Source organism: Pseudomonas sp. NPDC087358 (assembly GCF_044900785.1).
Classification (GTDB): domain Bacteria; phylum Pseudomonadota; class Gammaproteobacteria; order Pseudomonadales; family Pseudomonadaceae; genus Aquipseudomonas.
The window spans coordinates 417,932-434,407 of the sequence record NZ_JBJDOA010000004.1; the positions used below are offsets into that span (position 1 = coordinate 417,932).

Consider the following 16,476-nt stretch of genomic DNA (forward strand, 5'->3'; position numbering starts at 1 on the left):
ATGGCAATGGATAATCGAAATTGTGGGGTGCAGTCGTCCGCTAGCGAAAGCAGGTCAGTGGGCTTCCTCAGGATCTGAGGTTGTCGCTGCTGAATAACTCCACTGCCCAGTCAATGAAGGCGCGCAATTTCGCGCCGGGATGACGCGTTGCCGGGTAAACCAGTTGCAGCGGCAAGGATGGCTGAGTCCAGTCTTCCAGAACAGGCACCAACTGGCCCGACTCGATGTGTGTTCGAGCGCTGAAACGGAAGATCTGACCCATACCGATGCCGCTGAGTAACGCCTCGGTCAATGCCGTGCTTTCACTCACGTTGAGGGCGGGTTGGCCGTTCACTTCGTATTTCTCGTCACCTTTGCTGAAGTTCAAAGGCAGCGTTTTACCTGTGTGGGGGAAGAAATACCTGACCGTATGGTGACTTCGCTCAATGTCCAAAGGATGCAGCGGGATACCGAATGCGGATAGGTAATCGGGAGTCGCACAGGTCACGGAGTCGACATTACACAGATGGCGTCCGATCAGCGAGCTGTCCGGCAGGGCACCCCCGCGAATTACACAATCCACACCCTCGCCGATGAGGTCGGCAGGGCGATCACTTACGCCAAGTGATAACTCCAGATCCGGGTAGCGCGCACGGAACTGAGGCAATGCCGGAAGGATGACCAGGTTTGCGAGCGATGAACCTATATCCACCCTGAGGCGACCCCGAGGGCTGGCTCGCGCGTGCCGAGCAGCGCTATCCATGCCCTCCAGTTCAGCCAGCAGGCTCAATGCCTGGTCCCGGTAGATCTCACCCGCCTGTGTCACGGTGAAGGATCGGGTACTTCGTTCAATCAGTTTGCTGCCCAGGTGTTGCTCCAGATCTTGAAGCAGCTTGCTGACCGAAGAGCGCGGAATGTTCAGCGAGTCAGCCGCTTTGGCAAAAGAGCGAGCTTCCGTGATCCGGATGAAGACACGTATGGCGAGAAGTTGATCCAAAGCTGCGCTCCGTCGAAACCTGATGAGAGATGCCCAACCTGACGATTAAACCTGAGCGACCTCGGGTTCTCGCTGATCGAAAGCCGCTTGAGTCTGAACCACCGCCGCCAGATGATCGAGCGTGCAGAGGTACAGCGGGTTAAAGGGCTGCTCGAGCGTCCTGCCCAGCGCAGTGATGTTGTATTGGAGTGCAACTGGCGAGGAGGGACGACTTGCCGCGCCAGAATACCGTTTGGCTAAAGGCGCCTAAGGGTGTGGGTCAGGGCTTTATGAGTGGTGCGGTCGAGGCAGCGTTTGAGTTCATTGAGTTTGAAAAGTGATTGAAGCAAAGCCACACGTGTCTTTACTCGAATAAGCGATACAGATATGAGAGCGCTACTCACGGTTTTACTGCTGAACTCAAAGTCGATGGGTTCGTCATATTGTTCCTCGTGTCTGGATCTGACGATGCTGCGACCTGCTCATACCCCGGTTGTCATCGCAACGCGAAATGCTCACAGCGATCAGCCGGTTACTTGAAAAATTTTCCAGGTCCGAAGCCGACCTGCGCTGCGGATGCCATCTGCCGATTCAATACGTCAAATACGACCGCTATGCGACTCTACGATAAGGTCGCTGAGAAATCGGGTTTTGTCGTGTACCGAAAACTGCTGTAAGGGGCCGCCGCTCCGGGCCGGACGATACTGTCACAGCACGGGGCTCAAGTGTCGATACTGCTGTTTCGCGGCCGTATTTGCTCGGGCTCGCCAACGGACAGCAACTTCCCAGCGTCTGTAAACCGACGCAAGAATCCAGACCTTCAAGATCAAGCATCAGATGAAATCCAGCACTCTGTTGCAGGTCAAGTCATCGATGATCCCGGCTTCCGGGGCTAGCCTAGGGTCAGCCGCCGCCATTTGCCAGGGCTGCAGTTTTCGCTGCGGGTGAACACGCGGGAGAGATGGCTCTGGTCGACGAAACCGCAGGCCAGGGCGATCTCGGCCAGGCCCAATGTGTTGCCCTCCAACAACTGCTTGGCCCGCTCCACACGTTTTTTTACCAACCACTGATGCGGGGCCATGCCGACTGTCTGCTTGAAGGCGCGGGAGAAGTGGCTCGCGGAATATCCGGTTTCAATCGCCAGTTCGGTGATCGAGATGTCACGGCCCAGATGCTGGTTGATGAACTCGTGCGCACGACGCAACTGCCATGGGGCCAGGCCCCCTCTAGGCGGCGCTTGGCTTTTCGGTGCATTGCCGTAATGGCGGATGATGTGGTCGTGGAAAGCCAGGGTGATGTGTTCGGTAAACAGCTGCGATGCCGTTTCAGGTTGTGCCATCGCCGCCGCCAGCATCTGCGCCAGCCCATGCAGGACGAAATCCTTGTCTCCGTACCCGGTGGCACGCAGACCGCCTACGCGCTTGTGCCCGCGTTCGTAAGCCATCTGATCCAGCGCGTGCTGGGAAATGTACATCCGTAGCGTATTGAACGGTGTGTCCAGTTCGACAACGGGCATGGCCGCCAGATCGAACAGGAACACCGAGCCCTGATCAGCTGAGGGCAGGGTCGTGCGTTGTTTGCAATTCCAGACAGTGGAGAAAAACGGCCCCGACAACGGCACCTGAAACGCGAAGGCTTCTTCCCCCGGGATATTGAGTGATCTTGCGCTCAGGGCCTGGGTGCTGCGCAGATGCGAGAAGGTGATGGGCTGTTTGACCAGTGAGGGCACCCATAATGCGGGAGGCTTGGTGATGCGGAAACGCTGCGCGAGTATTTCTTCGGGATCTTTGACCGCCATCGTCGGCACCTCGGCTGTTAACAGGTTTCAACGCGGGCAGGTTGCTGGGCGTCTACGGCGATTGCGAAATGGATGCCGCAGGGGTCGAGGAAGTATATCGCTTTGAAGCGGTCCTGCTGACATTCGGCCGTAACGTTCAGACCTGCGCTTTTGACGGCTGCGCCGATGTGCCTGAGGGCCGATTCGTCAGCCACGCGCCATACCAGGTCATGGGCTACGCCAGAGCCTGGAAATCCCGAACGTGTGTTCGGCGCTGACACGACATCGAGGGTGATCGCCCGGCCCATCGCCTCATGCCTGAAACGTGACACGGCACCTTCCCGGCCCGAGCGAACAAAGCCCAGGGTCCGGGTCAGAAAACGCGTGGTCTCTGCCAGCGCACGCACCTGGATTTCCACGGCGCTGATGCGTTCGATTTCATGCTCGGCGTCGCCGCAGGCCGCTGCCTGCAAGCTTTGCGTATCGTCCTCGACCATCGCCAGCTGCAGCCCGTCGGGGTCGCTGAAGCACAAGTGTTCCTTGCCAAATGCCCAGGCCCGACCAAATACCTGACTGCCAGCACGCTCAAGCCGATGCTGCCAGTGCCACATCGAGCCGCTGGGGATCGAGAACGTGACCGCGCTGATCTGACCACTTCCGTTACTGCCCGGCGTCGCGGCCTCATCGACCACGAAGCTCAGAAGGGAAGTGGGGTTGTCGACGTGATCCCCGCAGTAGAAATGCATCAGCTTTGTTGCGCCCGTATACAGCGGCATGCCGACCAGATTGAGATCCAGAGTGCCCATGTAAAACCGTAACGTGCGCTCGAAATCCGTCACCACCGAGCAAATGTGATGAAGGCCCAGAATGGACTTGACGGGTTTCGCGCTCTTGGAGTTTTGCATGCCATACCTCAATAGGGCCGACTGCCAGGCACTCAGGTGATCAAGCGGTTGCGCTGGGGCGGGCGCAGACAGCGTCATACCATCTGAGCAGGTTGTGCTGGCTGTGGCCAATGGCATGATTGAGGGCGCGAGTCGCGAAATCCACTGCCGCCAACGCCGTGATATCTGCGGCACTGAACGAGGCACCCGCAACGAAGACAACATCCGCCAGACGCAGGTCAAGGTCGGCAAAAAAGTGCGCGACCCGGGCCTTGCTGCGCTCGGCCAGTGCCGGGATCTGTTCGTAGGCGTGCGGGCCAGCCAAGGCCCGGCCTTTCAAGCCGGGCACGCTGTTGCGCACCGCTTCCATTACCGGGATGAAACCGTCCAGCTCCGCCCGGCGTTCCCACATGGCGACCAGTGCTTTTTCCTCAGGCGTGGTCCCCAACAATGCCGGCGCTGGATAGCGCTCTTCCAGATAACGCCAGATCGCCGGCACTTCGCTGATGGCCGTGCCATCCTCCAGCACCAGCGCCGGAACCATGCTGCGAGGGTTGATCGCGCGGTAGCTGTCGGAGAATTGTTGCTGGGTGCCCAAATCGACTGCGACCAGCTCGATGTCCAGATTTTTCTCGGCGATGAAGATGCGTACGCGGCGGGCATTGGGCGAACCGCTGGCGTGATAGAGCTTGAGGGCTGACATGGGAAAAGCACTCCGTTGGAACGAATAGAGATACGGCCCCGGCAAGAGGCCGCATGCATTACTGAGCTGATTTACCGCCGTCCACACTCAAGATGTGTCCGGTGATGAACGAGGCTTCAGGGGAGGCGGCGAACACAATTGCGCGTGCCACTTCTTCGACCTGACCGATACGCTGCATCGGTACGGTCGAGGCCATATAGGCCTTGCCTTCGTCACTGCCGGTGAAGCGGTCGAGCATGCCGGTGTCGACCGGGCCGGGTGCTATCGCATTGACCCTCACCCCAGAGGTGGCGGCTTCCAGCGCGGCTGACTTGGTCAGGCCTTCGACGGCGTGTTTGCTCGCCGCATACAGCGAAGCGCCCGCGGCACCGGTATGACCGTAGGTTGACGAGATATTGATGATCGATCCGTTGCCTTGGGCCTGCATCACCCGCAGTTCGTGCTTGAGGCTCAATACCGTGCCCAGCACGTTGGTGTCGAAGGTCGCGGCGTAGCTCTCGGGCGTTTGTTGCTGCAACGGGCCGGGCTGGCCTTCGGTGCCCGCATTGTTCACCGCGATATCCAGACGCCCGAAACGCGCCACCGTCTGATCCACCAGTTGACGAACCTGCTCGTCGTCGCGCACGTCAGCTTTGATGAACTCGGCCTCGGCACCCAGGCCGCGCAACAGCGTTACCAGCTCCTGGCCGATCTCCGTACGACGACCGGAGACCACCAGCTGCGCGCCTTTTTTGGCGAATTCGATGGCAGTTGCGCGACCGATACCGGTCAGCGCGCCGGTGATCAAAACCACAGACTTGGTCATGATATTTCCTTGAAGTCAGAGGCGCACAAGCGGCGCCGGGGTTTCACGTCATCACCTGGGTGAAGCGCTTTGAGGCCCCATTATCTGGACTGCAAGGAAGGCGCGATTGTATGGACTGAGCACGGTTTGCATAAAACGATCATGTTCTGGGTAGTCGACACGGCGATGCATCAGTGCGACGAACAGGGGCGGTACCGCGACTGCCGTGACTCGAAGCAGTGATTCCATCCTGCGGTGAACCACAGCTTTGGCTCTCAGCCGCCAAGGGCGTAGCGCCGGCAATGCTCCAGATAACCTTTTTCATGGCTTCCCACCAACAGCACCACACTCGACCAGAGCCAGGAAGGGGCGTCCAGTGATTGGGAACGGTGTTGGCGCAGGTCCCGGATCCACGACGAACGTGTCGGGTTGTCCATCTGCCTGGCGTGGGCCCGTCCCACAACGTTGGCCAGATACCCCGCTGCGCGCATCGCCTCACGCTGGCTGAGCTGGTCGAGCTCAAGCTTCATATCCTGTGGCAGCAGCTCTCGAACGAAGAATCCCTGGTCAAGCATCCGCGTCGCAATCATCCGCTCGCCCAAACCGGGTGACAGATGACGTGCGCCTACGACTACGCGTTTGCCGTTGTCCCTTGGCATCGACGCGCGAGAGGTCCGCGGCGCCGCAGCACCCACGGCTTCCTTGATGTCCAGCAGGCAGTATTCCTGATCCTCTTCATCCCCAACGCCCAGGAGGACGGCATAGCGGTTCAGACCCAGGGAGCTGCAGCCCTTGACCCAGTAAGCCGAGTCGAGCATCTCGACGCTGTCCTGCGCCGATCGGCCTTTGAGCGAAGTGACCAGACTGTGGATTTCGGCGCTGGAACAAAAGCGCTTGAGGGCATCACGCTCGGCGCGGGAGAGTGACCAGAAATTTTTACCGAGCGGTATGGTCGGCCGGGTGTCTTCGATGCGCTCCTGAGCCAGGTGCTTCCAGGTTCTGCGCACGGCGGTGCGCATACCCGCTTTGACCTGCGCAGGGCGGGCGGGCTCTTGGTCAACGTCTTGTTCAAACGCTTGCTCATAGCCCTGCATCATTTCTTCGAGTATGCGTGCGGTGGTGACGCCTGGCAGGTCAGACCCGCGAGCTGCCGTGGCCAGTGACAGTGCCAGGCGGACCAGATCATGCGCAGGATTGCCGATAACGGTCTGGTCAAGGTCGCGAATGTGGATATCGATGCGGCCTTTCACATCCCCGGTAGGCCCCAGATTGCCAGCGTGGCAGTCTCCGCATATCCAGACCGGAGGGCCACTGGGGAGTCGACGTCCCGGTTGGCTGTGCAACCACTCATAAAACTGAACTGTGCTTCCACGAACATAAGCGTGGGCGGACCTTGCCATCTTCAGATTTCGAAGTTGATTCAGGGGCTCTAGACGTGCGGATGGACGGGGTGTTTTCATGGGTCACGCTTGGCTGAGTATCATCCTTCGACATCCCCCGGCAGGTGGATGTTTCAGAATGTTTCAGTGCGCGACGCCAATTCTGGCAGGCAGTGCCGAAAAGGCCAGCTTATAAAATACGCCGCCGCGCGCTCATGCCTGACCGCACTCGACAGCAGAGTGACAGGCTGCGGGTCGCGATGTACAAGATCCAGCTGCACCTGGGCGACCGCCTCTTACATCTGCATCAGCGGCGCCCGGGGGGTGGCAGGTATGCAACTAGCGAGACACTACCTTGCGCAGGATCCGGGACAGCTGTTCTACGGAGTAGGGCTTGTGCAAGAGTTCAAAGCCAGAGGTCCCGTTCTGCGCCAGGACATGGCTGTAGCCTGAAGTGAGTACCACCGCAAGCCCTGGGTATTGCCTGCGGATCTCCTGGCCCAGTTCAATGCCGCTTTTGCCAGGCATGACCACGTCGGAAAAAACGACATCGAATTCATCGGCGTTTCCAGCCAGTTCAGCCAAAGCTTCCTCCGCATTGGCCGCCAGAACCGTGACATACCCCAGTTCTGCCAACGTCTGTGTCGCGAAGATGCCCACGTCCGGATTGTCCTCCACCACCAATACGCGGGTGCCGTGTCCGTCTGCCAGAATTTCCGGTTCAGCCGTTTCCCTCGATACGGCCATGTCGTCTTGTACCCGGGGGAGATACAAGGTGAAGGTTGTGCCTACACCCATTTTGCTAGCCACAGCAATTTCGCCCCCAGACTGCTTGGCGAAGCCGAATACCTGGCTCAAGCCAAGCCCTGTGCCCTGGCCGACGCTCTTGGTTGTGTAAAAAGGCTCGAAGATTTGCTCCAGGCGGTCGGCCGGGATGCCGATGCCCGTGTCAGAGACCGACACCGCTACGTATGGACCCCGGACTGCCTCCTGCAAGCGAATGGCGGGCATGTAATCGGCAGATTCGACGGTGATTTTCAGTCGACCTTCGCCATTCATGGCATCCCTGGCATTAACGGCGAGATTGACCAGAGCGGTGTCGAATTGGCTTGGATCGGCATTGACGAAACACAGGTGCTCTGGAAAATCCGTGACGATCTCTACACGCGCCCCGATCACCGTCCCCATCATTTCGACAATCGCGCGGACGCTGTCGCAAGCGGCGAACACCTTGGGGGTGAGGGCCTGACGGCGAGCGAAAGCCAATAACTGCCCGGTCAGTTTGGCGGCGCGCTCCACGGTTTCCGAGATGGCACCGATATAACGATTACGCCGTTCATCACTCAAATTCCGCCTTTTCAGAAGGTCGGTCGAGGATTTGATCACGGTCAGCAGGTTGTTGAAGTCGTGAGCGACGCCCCCGGTCAACTGTCCCACTGCTTCCATCTTTTGCGCTTGGCGCAGCGCCTCTGCCTGGGCCTTCTCAACCGTTACATGCCGTCCCGCCGCATAAATTCGCCCTTCCTCATAGGACCCTGTCCAACTGAACCAGCGATAGGAACCGTCTTTGTGGCGAAACCGATATTCAACGGGCGCGGTGAGCGGCGCGGTCAAGATGCTCTGGTAAGCTGCCAACACTGCGACAAAGTCATCTGGATGGGCGTAGGCCATCAATGTCTTGCCGAGCAGCTCATGTTCTTGCCATCCCAGCTGTTCGGTCCATCGAGCGTTGACGGCCTCGAGGGTGCCGTCAGGCATCGCTATGACGAGAAGTTCCTGCGACAGCCCCCATGCTCTGTCTCGTTCACGAGTGCGCGTATCGAGGATCGCGGAATGATTTTTCTCAGCGGTGACGTCGCGAGCGCTGCAGTAAAGCTTTCCTTCTTCCAGGACTGCCACCCATGACAGCCATCGGTACGACCCGTCTCGATGTTGATAGCGGTTTTCAAACTGGACCATGGGTGTGTCGTTCATCGCTTGTGCGAAGGTGGCTAGAGTGCGGGCCATGTCTTGCGGATGGACGAATTTCAAGTAGGGCCCTTGCACCTCGTCCGCGGACCAGCCAAGCGTGTAGAGCCAGGCGGGGTTGGTCGCCTCGAACTGGTAATCGGCGCCTATGACCGCCAGCAGGTCGGGGCTTACAACCCAGGTGCGGCTGCGCTCCCGGGCGCGCTCGTTGACCTGCTGCTCCAGGTCGCTATTGAGAGCCTGCAGCTTTTCCTGACTTCTTCGAAGTTTCAAATCTGACCTGTGCCGCTCAATCGCCAGAGCGGCTGTTTGGGTCATGACCGTGATGGCTTCGATGTCACCGGGGGTAGGAGCGCGCGGCTCGGCATAATAGATGGCGAACGTGCCCAGTACTGAACCGTCGGCGCCTTTGATCGGCATCGACCAGCATGAACGCAGTCCATGGCCTACGGCCAGGTCCACAAAGTCCTGCCACAATGGATCGGTCGAAATGTCGTTTGCATAGACCGCAGTACCGCGAGAAGCGGCCGTGCCGCAGGAGCCAATCCCTTCACCGATCGCTATGCCATCAACCGCGCTATTGTAGGCCGTCGGCAAACTGGGGGCCGCGCCATGAAGCATGTGCTGGCCGTCCTCGCTTACAAACAATACCGAAGCCATCATCGTATTGCCGCTTTGCATCTCTATCGCACGGAGCAAGGAATCGAGGACGCGGGCGAGAGGCACTCCGGCGGCAATTTCGCTCAGGACATGCCGTTCACGCTCGACCAGTGCAACTGGCGAGTATCGGCCACCCAGCATGCTGAGATCGCCAGCGGGTTGATCGCGCGGAGTTTCAAGCACAATTGAAGGTCCACTGACAGTTGGAAGTAGTAGAGAGTCTCGCGAAGCGTCGGCGTTCAATCATTCTCTACAGTGGCAGGGGCGAGCAGTGCCCGTTCCCGCCGCATCACCCATGCGATGGCTTCAGGGCTGGTATGAAATCACCACAAATGAAAGACTGCACCTCTCTTGAATCTGGATGAGACACACGCCTTGATCGCAAATTGGGAAGGTCTGTTGCCGATAGTGGGCGATGTGGTTGTGGTGGAGGACGACGAGATCTTGCGGGCGTTGATGATAGACATCCTGGATGATATCGGGGCGTCATCTCAAGCATTTGGCTCAGCTGACGACGCGCTGATGCATATGCTGTCCGGGCGTGATAAATGCGTGATGGTGATTGCGGACCATGGCGTGCCCGGTCAAATCAAGGGTACGGAATTTGCCTCGATGGTCGCTCAGAAATGGCCGGGGACACCGACCATCCTCACGAGCGGTTATGAGCTCGATGCCTCAACTGTGCCGGCAGGTGTGATCTACTTGCAGAAACCCTGGTCAGTCGATCTGCTGGTGTTGGCAATTGCCGAGTTACTCCAGCCGGGTGTCGCGGTTCGACGCATTTGAACCTGCAGCAGCGTTAGACGAGGCCGGTGCATTGCGGCGTTACGCAGCAATCAGCGCCAAGCCTGCCAAACCCTGGCCACAGGGCGCCTCTTTAACTGCAGGCTCGAGGCAGGGACGCCCGGCTCGCAGTTGCGCCATCGGCAACCGTGCTCGTCGAGCCTTCAATCCTTGACCACGATTTTGTACAACGAAGTCTTCAGCGCCGGTCCCTGCTTGGGGTTGTAGAAGTTCATGTCCGGAATCCGCGAGTCGGTGACGTAAACGGTCCCGTCAGGCCCTTGAGTGAAGGTGTCGGGCCAGCGCATCTTCTTGTCCTCGAGCAACACGCTGACCTCGGCGCCGCGGCGGACCTTGATGGCGTGATCCTCCACGGAGCTGATGTACATCGTGCCCGCGTTATCAATCAACAAACCGTCGGCGGGGCCATTCTCGCCGACCTTTTCCACCTTGCCAGGCAAATCCGCGAGCGGCGCGCTCTGCAATGCATCTGTAGCCATTTGGTACAAGGTCTTTCCCTTGACCGCTTGCCAGTAAAGCGTGTCGCCGTTGGGCGACAGCGCGATGCCATCCGCGGCGAACTGGACGCCGCGCCCGTCCGGCCGTTGCAATGGCTTGCCGTCGACCTTGACCGTCAGGCGTTTTTCAAACTGGGTGCTTGGCGCGCCGTCCAGCGCACGTCGCGCCTTGCCCGACTCCAGGTTGACGACCACGAGCGCACCGCTGGTGCCGGAGTCGGTGATATAGGCAAACTTGCCATCGGGGCTCAGGCGTACGTCATTCAGATAGCTGCCCTGAGGCGCAACGTCGAGCCCGAACGGATACACCTTGGCGACGGTGTTGCTCGCCAGATCTATTTTCACCAGCTTGGGGCCGCCCGGTAACACTTGTGCCTGGGCCGGCGCGCCGGCGTCGATCACCCACAGGCTGCCGCGCTTGTCAGCCACAACCGACTGTACGCAAACCCAGTGATCGGTCGCAGTCAAACTGTCTTGTTGGGCGTTGCGCCAAGCGTTCCATCGGGGGTCCGGATAGGCTTTGAGATCGCCGTTGGGGAGCAATTCGGCGACCGACACCTCGGAGTCCTCGGTCCATCTCGGGAAATTGACGAAAAGCCGGCCTGTTTCATTGGCCGTCACACCGGTGACCTGATGATCAAAGCTGGCCACTTCCTTGAGCACATAGGTTTGACCCGCCACTGCGCTCTGCGCGGCTATCAAGTTGGCCAGCAAGGCAGTGATAGCGCAAAGCGCGAAACCTGTTCCACGGTTCATGGGCAACTCCAGAAGTAGACCTGATTGGGTCAGCAAGTCTTGAGTGGAGCATCAGGGTCAAGCCTTCGTTCCATGTGGATGGCGTAACGGTAGCGACGGGGTATTGATCGCGATGCGCTGCTCATGGCCAGGGTGTCTGGTCAGCAGGGCATGCGCGTGAGGCGTACGCGGCAAGGCGGCGAAAGGAAGGTGTCAAGGGGAGGGGGGTAATACGGGAACCACCATCTGGGGCGTCGGGCGGTGTGTAGAGCTTGCCGGCGTGGGTGATCGAGGATCACCCACGCCGACAGGACGCTCGGGACTCGATCAGAACTTGAATGCCTGACGGCCGATGAGCAGCCAGTGACCTTGCTGTTTCTGCCAGATCTGGAAGTTTTCGATCTCGGTCGGAACTTCCACGCCACTGTTTACGGCCTGAGCGGAAAAGTGGTTACGGACCAGTGCGACGTCGCCATCGAGGGTGATTTTCTGGTTAAGCATTTGCAGGGTTTTGAAACCGCTGCGGCCCGTTTCAATGTCAGCAATGAATTCCTGCTTGTTCTGAATCTTGCCGCTCGAATGCCCATAAGTGACGTTGTCTGAGGTAAGGGCACCGAGCGCCTTGGTGTCCTTGTGCAGCATCGCCTGAGTCATTTTGTCGACAGCCTTGGCAACATCCTGCTCGTCGGCAGAAGGTGCTGCAGCGACATAGCCTGAAAACAGACAGAGAAAGGCGACTATCAGTTTGAACTTGGGCATCAATATTTCCTTTTTGTTGTTGTCGGGTCGACGCGCATCCTCTGCAGATGCACGCAGACGCCAGTGAGAATGAGGTTGTCAGGAACGATCAAAGATCGGTGATTTCTTTATGGCGCGGCACCAGCACCTTCATAACGCTCCACGCCACCAGATAAGCCAGGGCGCAGATGGCGAACATGATCATGTAGCCGGTATGGATGTCGTTGATCGACTTGTAATAGTCAAAGACCCAACCGCCAATCTTGGTCATCACCACACCCCCCAAGCCACCTGCCATGCCGCCTATACCCACCACCGACGCCACGGTCTTCTGCGGGAACATGTCGGACACCGTGGTGAAGATGTTGCAGGACCACGCCTGGTGCGCCGACGCGCCGATGCCGATCAACAGGACGGGTACCCAGAAGCTGATATAGCCGAACGGTTGCGCCAGCAGCACCACCAGCGGGAACAGCGCGATCACCAACATGGCTTTCATTCGGCCGTCATAAGGCTTGTCACCGCGGGCCATGAAGTAGCTCGGGAACCAGCCACCGCCGATGCTGCCGACCATGGTCATGCTGTACAGCACGAACAGCGGAATCACGATGGCCTGGCCTTTCATGCCGTACTGCGCCGACAGATACGTCGGCAGCCAGAACAGGAAAAACCACCACACGCCGTCGGTCATGAACTTGCCGAAGGCGAACGCCCAGGTCTGGCGGTAGGTAAGCAGTTTGAACCACGACACCTTCCTGGCAGGCGCGCCCGGGACCGGGGCAGCCTTGACCTGCTCGGCCTCGTCACTGCGGATGTAGGCCAGCTCCTCGGCGGTCAAGCGTTTTTGCTGATCCGGCTTCTCGTACAGCGCCACCCACACGCCCAGCCAGACGAAACCCAGCAGGCCAATCACGATGAACGCCGACTCCCAACCCCACATCGCCGCGATCAACGGCACACAGATGGGCGCCGCAATCGCGCCGACGTTGGCACCGGAGTTGAAGATGCCGGTGGCAAACGAGCGTTCTTTCTTCGGAAAGTATTCGGCGGTGGCCTTGATCGCGATCGGGAAGTTACCCGCTTCGCCGACCGCGAGTACCGCCCGTGACAGCATGAAGCCTGCGATGGACACCGGAATTGCAGCGAAACCCAATGCGCTGGTGATCGCACCGATACCTTGCCCCAGCGGCACTGCAAACGCGTGCATCACCGCACCGGTGGACCAGATGCCAATGGCTACCACATAGGCGGTCTTGGTGCCGATCTTATCGACCACGCGACCGGCGAAAAGCATGGCAATCGCATAAATGAACTGAAACACCGAAGCGATGTTGGCGTAGTCCGTATTACTCCAGCCAAATTGCGTGGACAGATCCGGGGCCAGCAGACTGAGCACCTGTCGATCCAGGTAATTGACCGTCGTCGCAAAAAACAGCAGCGCGCAGATCGTCCAGCGGTATTTGCCGACGGACCGGGTGGCCGCCTGAGTGATGCTTTGCGGATGGGTGGACTCGTTCAGATTCATGACGTCACTATTATTATTGGTTGGGTGATGATCTCGCGATCGTACTCGCGAGAGCGCACGCGTACGCCCCCTGGGCGCGGAGCCCGGAGTCAGACGTCTAACAAGTGCTTTGAAGCGTGGTGTGAAGGGTGTTGGTGGGCGGACCGGACGTCCCATGGCCGCACAAGGCCAGCGAAGTGCCGATGCACAGGGAATTTGGGGAGATGAACAAGCAAGTCGAATTCATGAGGGTGACCGACATTTTTATTGTTAGTGGAGACGCAGACGTAATTCGTCTGTCGTCGTACAACGGTGTAGTTATAGCGAGCGTTTCAGGAGGTTGTCAATATCCGGTTGTGTCGCCACCCCGGCAGGTTTGCCGTGCCCCAGCGCCGCGCACACTTCAAAGTGCCAATTCTGCCCGAGCAAACTGCTTGCGATAACAGCTTGGGCTGCTGTTCAGGTTTTTGCGAAAATGGTGCCGCAAGGTAGCGGCCGTACCGAAGCCGCACTGTTCGGCAATCAGTGGCATGGGCAATGTGCTGGTTTCCAGGAGTGCCTTGGCGCGCTCAAGCCTGACCCCTAGCAACCAGTTGGAAGGCGTGGTGCCAGTGGCATCGTGAAAGCGGCGCAGAAATGTCCGGCGACTCATGTGGGCGCTGCGCGCCATGCTTTCGATGTCTAGACCGTTGTCCGGGCTGGCCCGTAGTTTGTCCAGCAGTGGCGCCAGGCTGCTCGCGGATCTGACCGTCACCGCCTGTTCGATGTATTGCGCCTGGCATCCCAGCCGGTGGGGTGGTGTCACCATACGGCGCGCAGCCCGGTTGGCCGCCTCAGGGCCAAAGTCTCGGCGGATCAGATGCAGGCACGCATCGAGTCCGGACGCGCAGCCGGCCGAGGTCAACAGATTGCCCTCGTCCACGTACAGCACCGAGGGTTCGACCTGAACATCTGGATATGCCTGGGCCAAGGCCTGGTGATGGTGCCAATGGGTGGTCGCGCGTCGGCCGGCCAGCAAACCGGTGGCCGCCAGCACAAAGGTGCCGGCGCAGATGGTGACGATGCGGCAGCCACGTTGACTGGCCGCCTTGAGCGCATCGAGCAAATCGCAAGGCACCTCTTGAGCCAGATCGCGCCACCCGGGAATGACGATGGTACCCGCCTGTTCCAGCAGCTCCAGGCCACCTTCCACGCAGATCTGCACGCCGCCGAAAGCCCTTAGTGGACCGGGCTCGGCCGCAGCCACACTCACGTCATAGAGGGGTGATTCGAGCTGCGGGTCGTTGCGCCCGAAGGCTTCAATGGCAGTGCCGAATTCAAAGGTACACAGCTGGTCGTACGCCAGAATGACCAGACGTCTGTTGAAGGGGATTGCGTCGGATGGGTGTTTTGGCATGAAGTTGACGATACATGGCGTTTGCGCCGATTTCCACCAGGCGTCGAGTCCTTGATCATCGCTGCACTCATTGTGGTCAGGGAAGGGTGCAGCATGAAGGATTCGGTCAAGGCGCTGGCCGCTGTTTGTGTGGCAGCGATGATGTTTGGTCTGGAAATCTCCAGTATCCCGGTGATATTGCCCACCCTCGAAACACTACTGGACATTCAGTTCAGTGACCTGCAATGGATCATGAACGCCTACACACTCGCTTGCACGACCGTGCTGATGGCAGTGGGCACGCTGGTGGATCGCTACGGGCGCAAAGCCTTGTTTATCCTCAGCGTCGCAGCGTTTGGCCTGGCTTCGTTGGCCTGCGGCCTGAGCGGCAGCGCCGCGATACTCATCATCGCCCGCGCGGTTCAGGGGGCCAGTGGTGGTGCCATGTTGGTGTCCCAGATTGCCATTCTGTCCCGGCAGTTCCCCCTGGCCCGTGAACGCAGCAAGGCCTTCGCGGTGTGGGGGATCGTTTTTGGTGCTGGCCTGGGACTGGGACCGATCATTGGCACGGGTATCCTCGCGCTAGCCAATTGGAAGTGGGTGTTTCTGATCCATGTGCCGTTAGCCGCGATCACTTGCGTTCTGGCAGGTGCCGGGGTGCAAGCCTCGAGCGAGGCGAGCACTGGCAAGCCCGATGGCCTGGGTATGGTGTTGTTGGCATCAGCCGTGTTCGGTTTGACCTACCTGATCATTCAAGGCTCGCAGCCTGACATGTCGATTCTACAAGCCGGGGTGATCCTGTCATTGAGCCTGCTTGCGTGCGTAGCCTTCGTGGTCTGGCAACGGGTCGCCCGCCAACCGATGATGGATTTTTCGGTGTTTCGCATCCGAGGGTTTTCCGGGGCGCTGCTGGGCTCGGCAGGCATGAACTTCAGTTTCTGGCCGCTGATGATCTACTTGCCTATCTATCTTCAGGCGGGGATAGGGCTGGGTACAGGGGAAGCGGGCGTACTGATGCTGGCCTACACATTGCCGACGCTCTTTGTGCCGCCGCTGGGTGAACGCCTGGCGTTAAAACTGCATCCGGGTGTGATGATCCCTGCCGGGTTGCTGGTGATCGGGGCGGGCTTGTGTCTGATGTGTGCATCCATCGGCCATATCGATCTGTTGCTACCCGGTATGGCGGTCGGCTGCTTGCTGGCCGGGACCGGGTTGGGCCTGACCAATACACCGGTGACCAATACCAGCACAGGCTCCGTTCCCGCTACCCGTGCCGGTATGGCGTCGGGCATGGACATGAGCGTCCGGATGACTTCGCTGGCCATCAACATCGCGGTCATGGGCTGGATATTGGTGCAAGGTATAAGCGCTGGGCTGCGACACGCACTTCCTGAGTCGAGCGATGGTTCAATGTTGCAGGCTGCGGCCCAGGCGGTGGCAGCCGGTAAGCAAACGCTACCCGCAGCGACCTTCCACATGGCACTTGATCATGGTTTCACATGGGTGCTGTTGTACGGCGTCGCAAGCGTATGGGTGGCGGCGTTGGCGAGCGTTCTGGTGTTCAAGCCATGGGCCAGTGGTGTGGTTCTGAAAACTGCCTGATCTGCGATAGCGTCAGGTGCCCCTCGCAGAAGGCAGTGTTGGGCAGAAAGCGGACAGCCATGAGTGTCCGCGTCTGCCCGCTACTGGCCGGACGACAATTTCCCAGCGCCT

13 protein-coding genes are annotated in these 16,476 nt (G+C 59.3%); 2 read left to right on the forward strand and 11 right to left on the reverse strand.

What is annotated here, in order from left to right:
• Positions 1 to 67: 67 nt before the first annotated feature.
• The 7 genes from ACI2KS_RS11990 to ACI2KS_RS12020 all read right to left on the reverse strand — a co-directional run bounded on the left by ACI2KS_RS11990 (position 68) and on the right by ACI2KS_RS12020 (position 9,353).
• Positions 68 to 976, reverse strand: coding sequence for a LysR family transcriptional regulator (locus ACI2KS_RS11990; RefSeq protein ID WP_404620342.1), 909 nt, complete (start codon positions 974 to 976; stop codon positions 68 to 70).
• 871 nt (positions 977 to 1,847) lie between these two features.
• Positions 1,848 to 2,753 (reverse strand): helix-turn-helix domain-containing protein, encoded by a 906-nt coding sequence (locus ACI2KS_RS11995; protein ID WP_404620344.1) that lies wholly within the window; start codon positions 2,751 to 2,753, stop codon positions 1,848 to 1,850.
• A 17-nt stretch (positions 2,754 to 2,770) separates the two neighbouring features.
• Entirely contained in the window at positions 2,771 to 3,637 is an 867-nt protein-coding gene (locus tag ACI2KS_RS12000; RefSeq protein WP_404620346.1) for a VOC family protein, read from the reverse strand.
• Positions 3,638 to 3,677: 40 nt separating this feature from the next.
• Entirely contained in the window at positions 3,678 to 4,319 is a 642-nt protein-coding gene (locus ACI2KS_RS12005) for a glutathione S-transferase family protein (protein WP_404620348.1), read from the reverse strand.
• Between the two features lie 58 nt (positions 4,320 to 4,377).
• A complete protein-coding gene (locus ACI2KS_RS12010; protein ID WP_404620350.1) occupies positions 4,378 to 5,124 on the reverse strand; it encodes an SDR family NAD(P)-dependent oxidoreductase in 747 nt (248 codons plus the stop codon).
• Positions 5,125 to 5,378: 254 nt separating this feature from the next.
• Positions 5,379 to 6,563, reverse strand: a complete 1,185-nt coding sequence (locus ACI2KS_RS12015; RefSeq protein ID WP_404620352.1) for a DUF2252 domain-containing protein — start codon at positions 6,561 to 6,563, stop codon at positions 5,379 to 5,381.
• Between the two features lie 258 nt (positions 6,564 to 6,821).
• Positions 6,822 to 9,353 carry a PAS domain-containing protein gene (locus ACI2KS_RS12020; protein WP_404620354.1) on the reverse strand — a complete coding sequence of 844 codons (2,532 nt, stop codon included), beginning with the start codon at positions 9,351 to 9,353 and terminating at the stop codon, positions 6,822 to 6,824.
• A 108-nt stretch (positions 9,354 to 9,461) separates the two neighbouring features.
• Here ACI2KS_RS12020 and ACI2KS_RS12025 point away from each other — a divergent pair, with 108 nt between their 5' ends.
• A complete protein-coding gene (locus ACI2KS_RS12025; protein ID WP_404620356.1) occupies positions 9,462 to 9,896 on the forward strand; it encodes a response regulator in 435 nt (144 codons plus the stop codon).
• A gap of 161 nt (positions 9,897 to 10,057) precedes the next feature.
• Here ACI2KS_RS12025 and ACI2KS_RS12030 read toward each other — a convergent pair whose 3' ends face one another.
• The 4 genes from ACI2KS_RS12030 to ftrA form a co-directional block, all read right to left on the reverse strand.
• Positions 10,058 to 11,074: an L-dopachrome tautomerase-related protein gene (locus ACI2KS_RS12030; protein ID WP_404620358.1), complete on the reverse strand. Its 1,017-nt coding sequence runs from the start codon at positions 11,072 to 11,074 to the stop codon at positions 10,058 to 10,060.
• A 399-nt stretch (positions 11,075 to 11,473) separates the two neighbouring features.
• Entirely contained in the window at positions 11,474 to 11,905 is a 432-nt protein-coding gene (locus tag ACI2KS_RS12035) for a nuclear transport factor 2 family protein (RefSeq protein WP_404620360.1), read from the reverse strand.
• 88 nt (positions 11,906 to 11,993) lie between these two features.
• Positions 11,994 to 13,409 (reverse strand): MFS transporter, encoded by a 1,416-nt coding sequence (locus ACI2KS_RS12040; RefSeq protein ID WP_404620362.1) that lies wholly within the window; start codon positions 13,407 to 13,409, stop codon positions 11,994 to 11,996.
• A 382-nt stretch (positions 13,410 to 13,791) separates the two neighbouring features.
• Positions 13,792 to 14,784: a transcriptional regulator FtrA gene (gene ftrA / locus ACI2KS_RS12045; RefSeq protein ID WP_404620364.1), complete on the reverse strand. Its 993-nt coding sequence runs from the start codon at positions 14,782 to 14,784 to the stop codon at positions 13,792 to 13,794.
• 93 nt (positions 14,785 to 14,877) lie between these two features.
• Between ftrA and ACI2KS_RS12050 the strand changes: the two genes are divergently transcribed.
• Positions 14,878 to 16,365 (forward strand): MFS transporter, encoded by a 1,488-nt coding sequence (locus tag ACI2KS_RS12050; RefSeq protein ID WP_404620366.1) that lies wholly within the window; start codon positions 14,878 to 14,880, stop codon positions 16,363 to 16,365.
• Positions 16,366 to 16,476 lie beyond the last annotated feature (111 nt).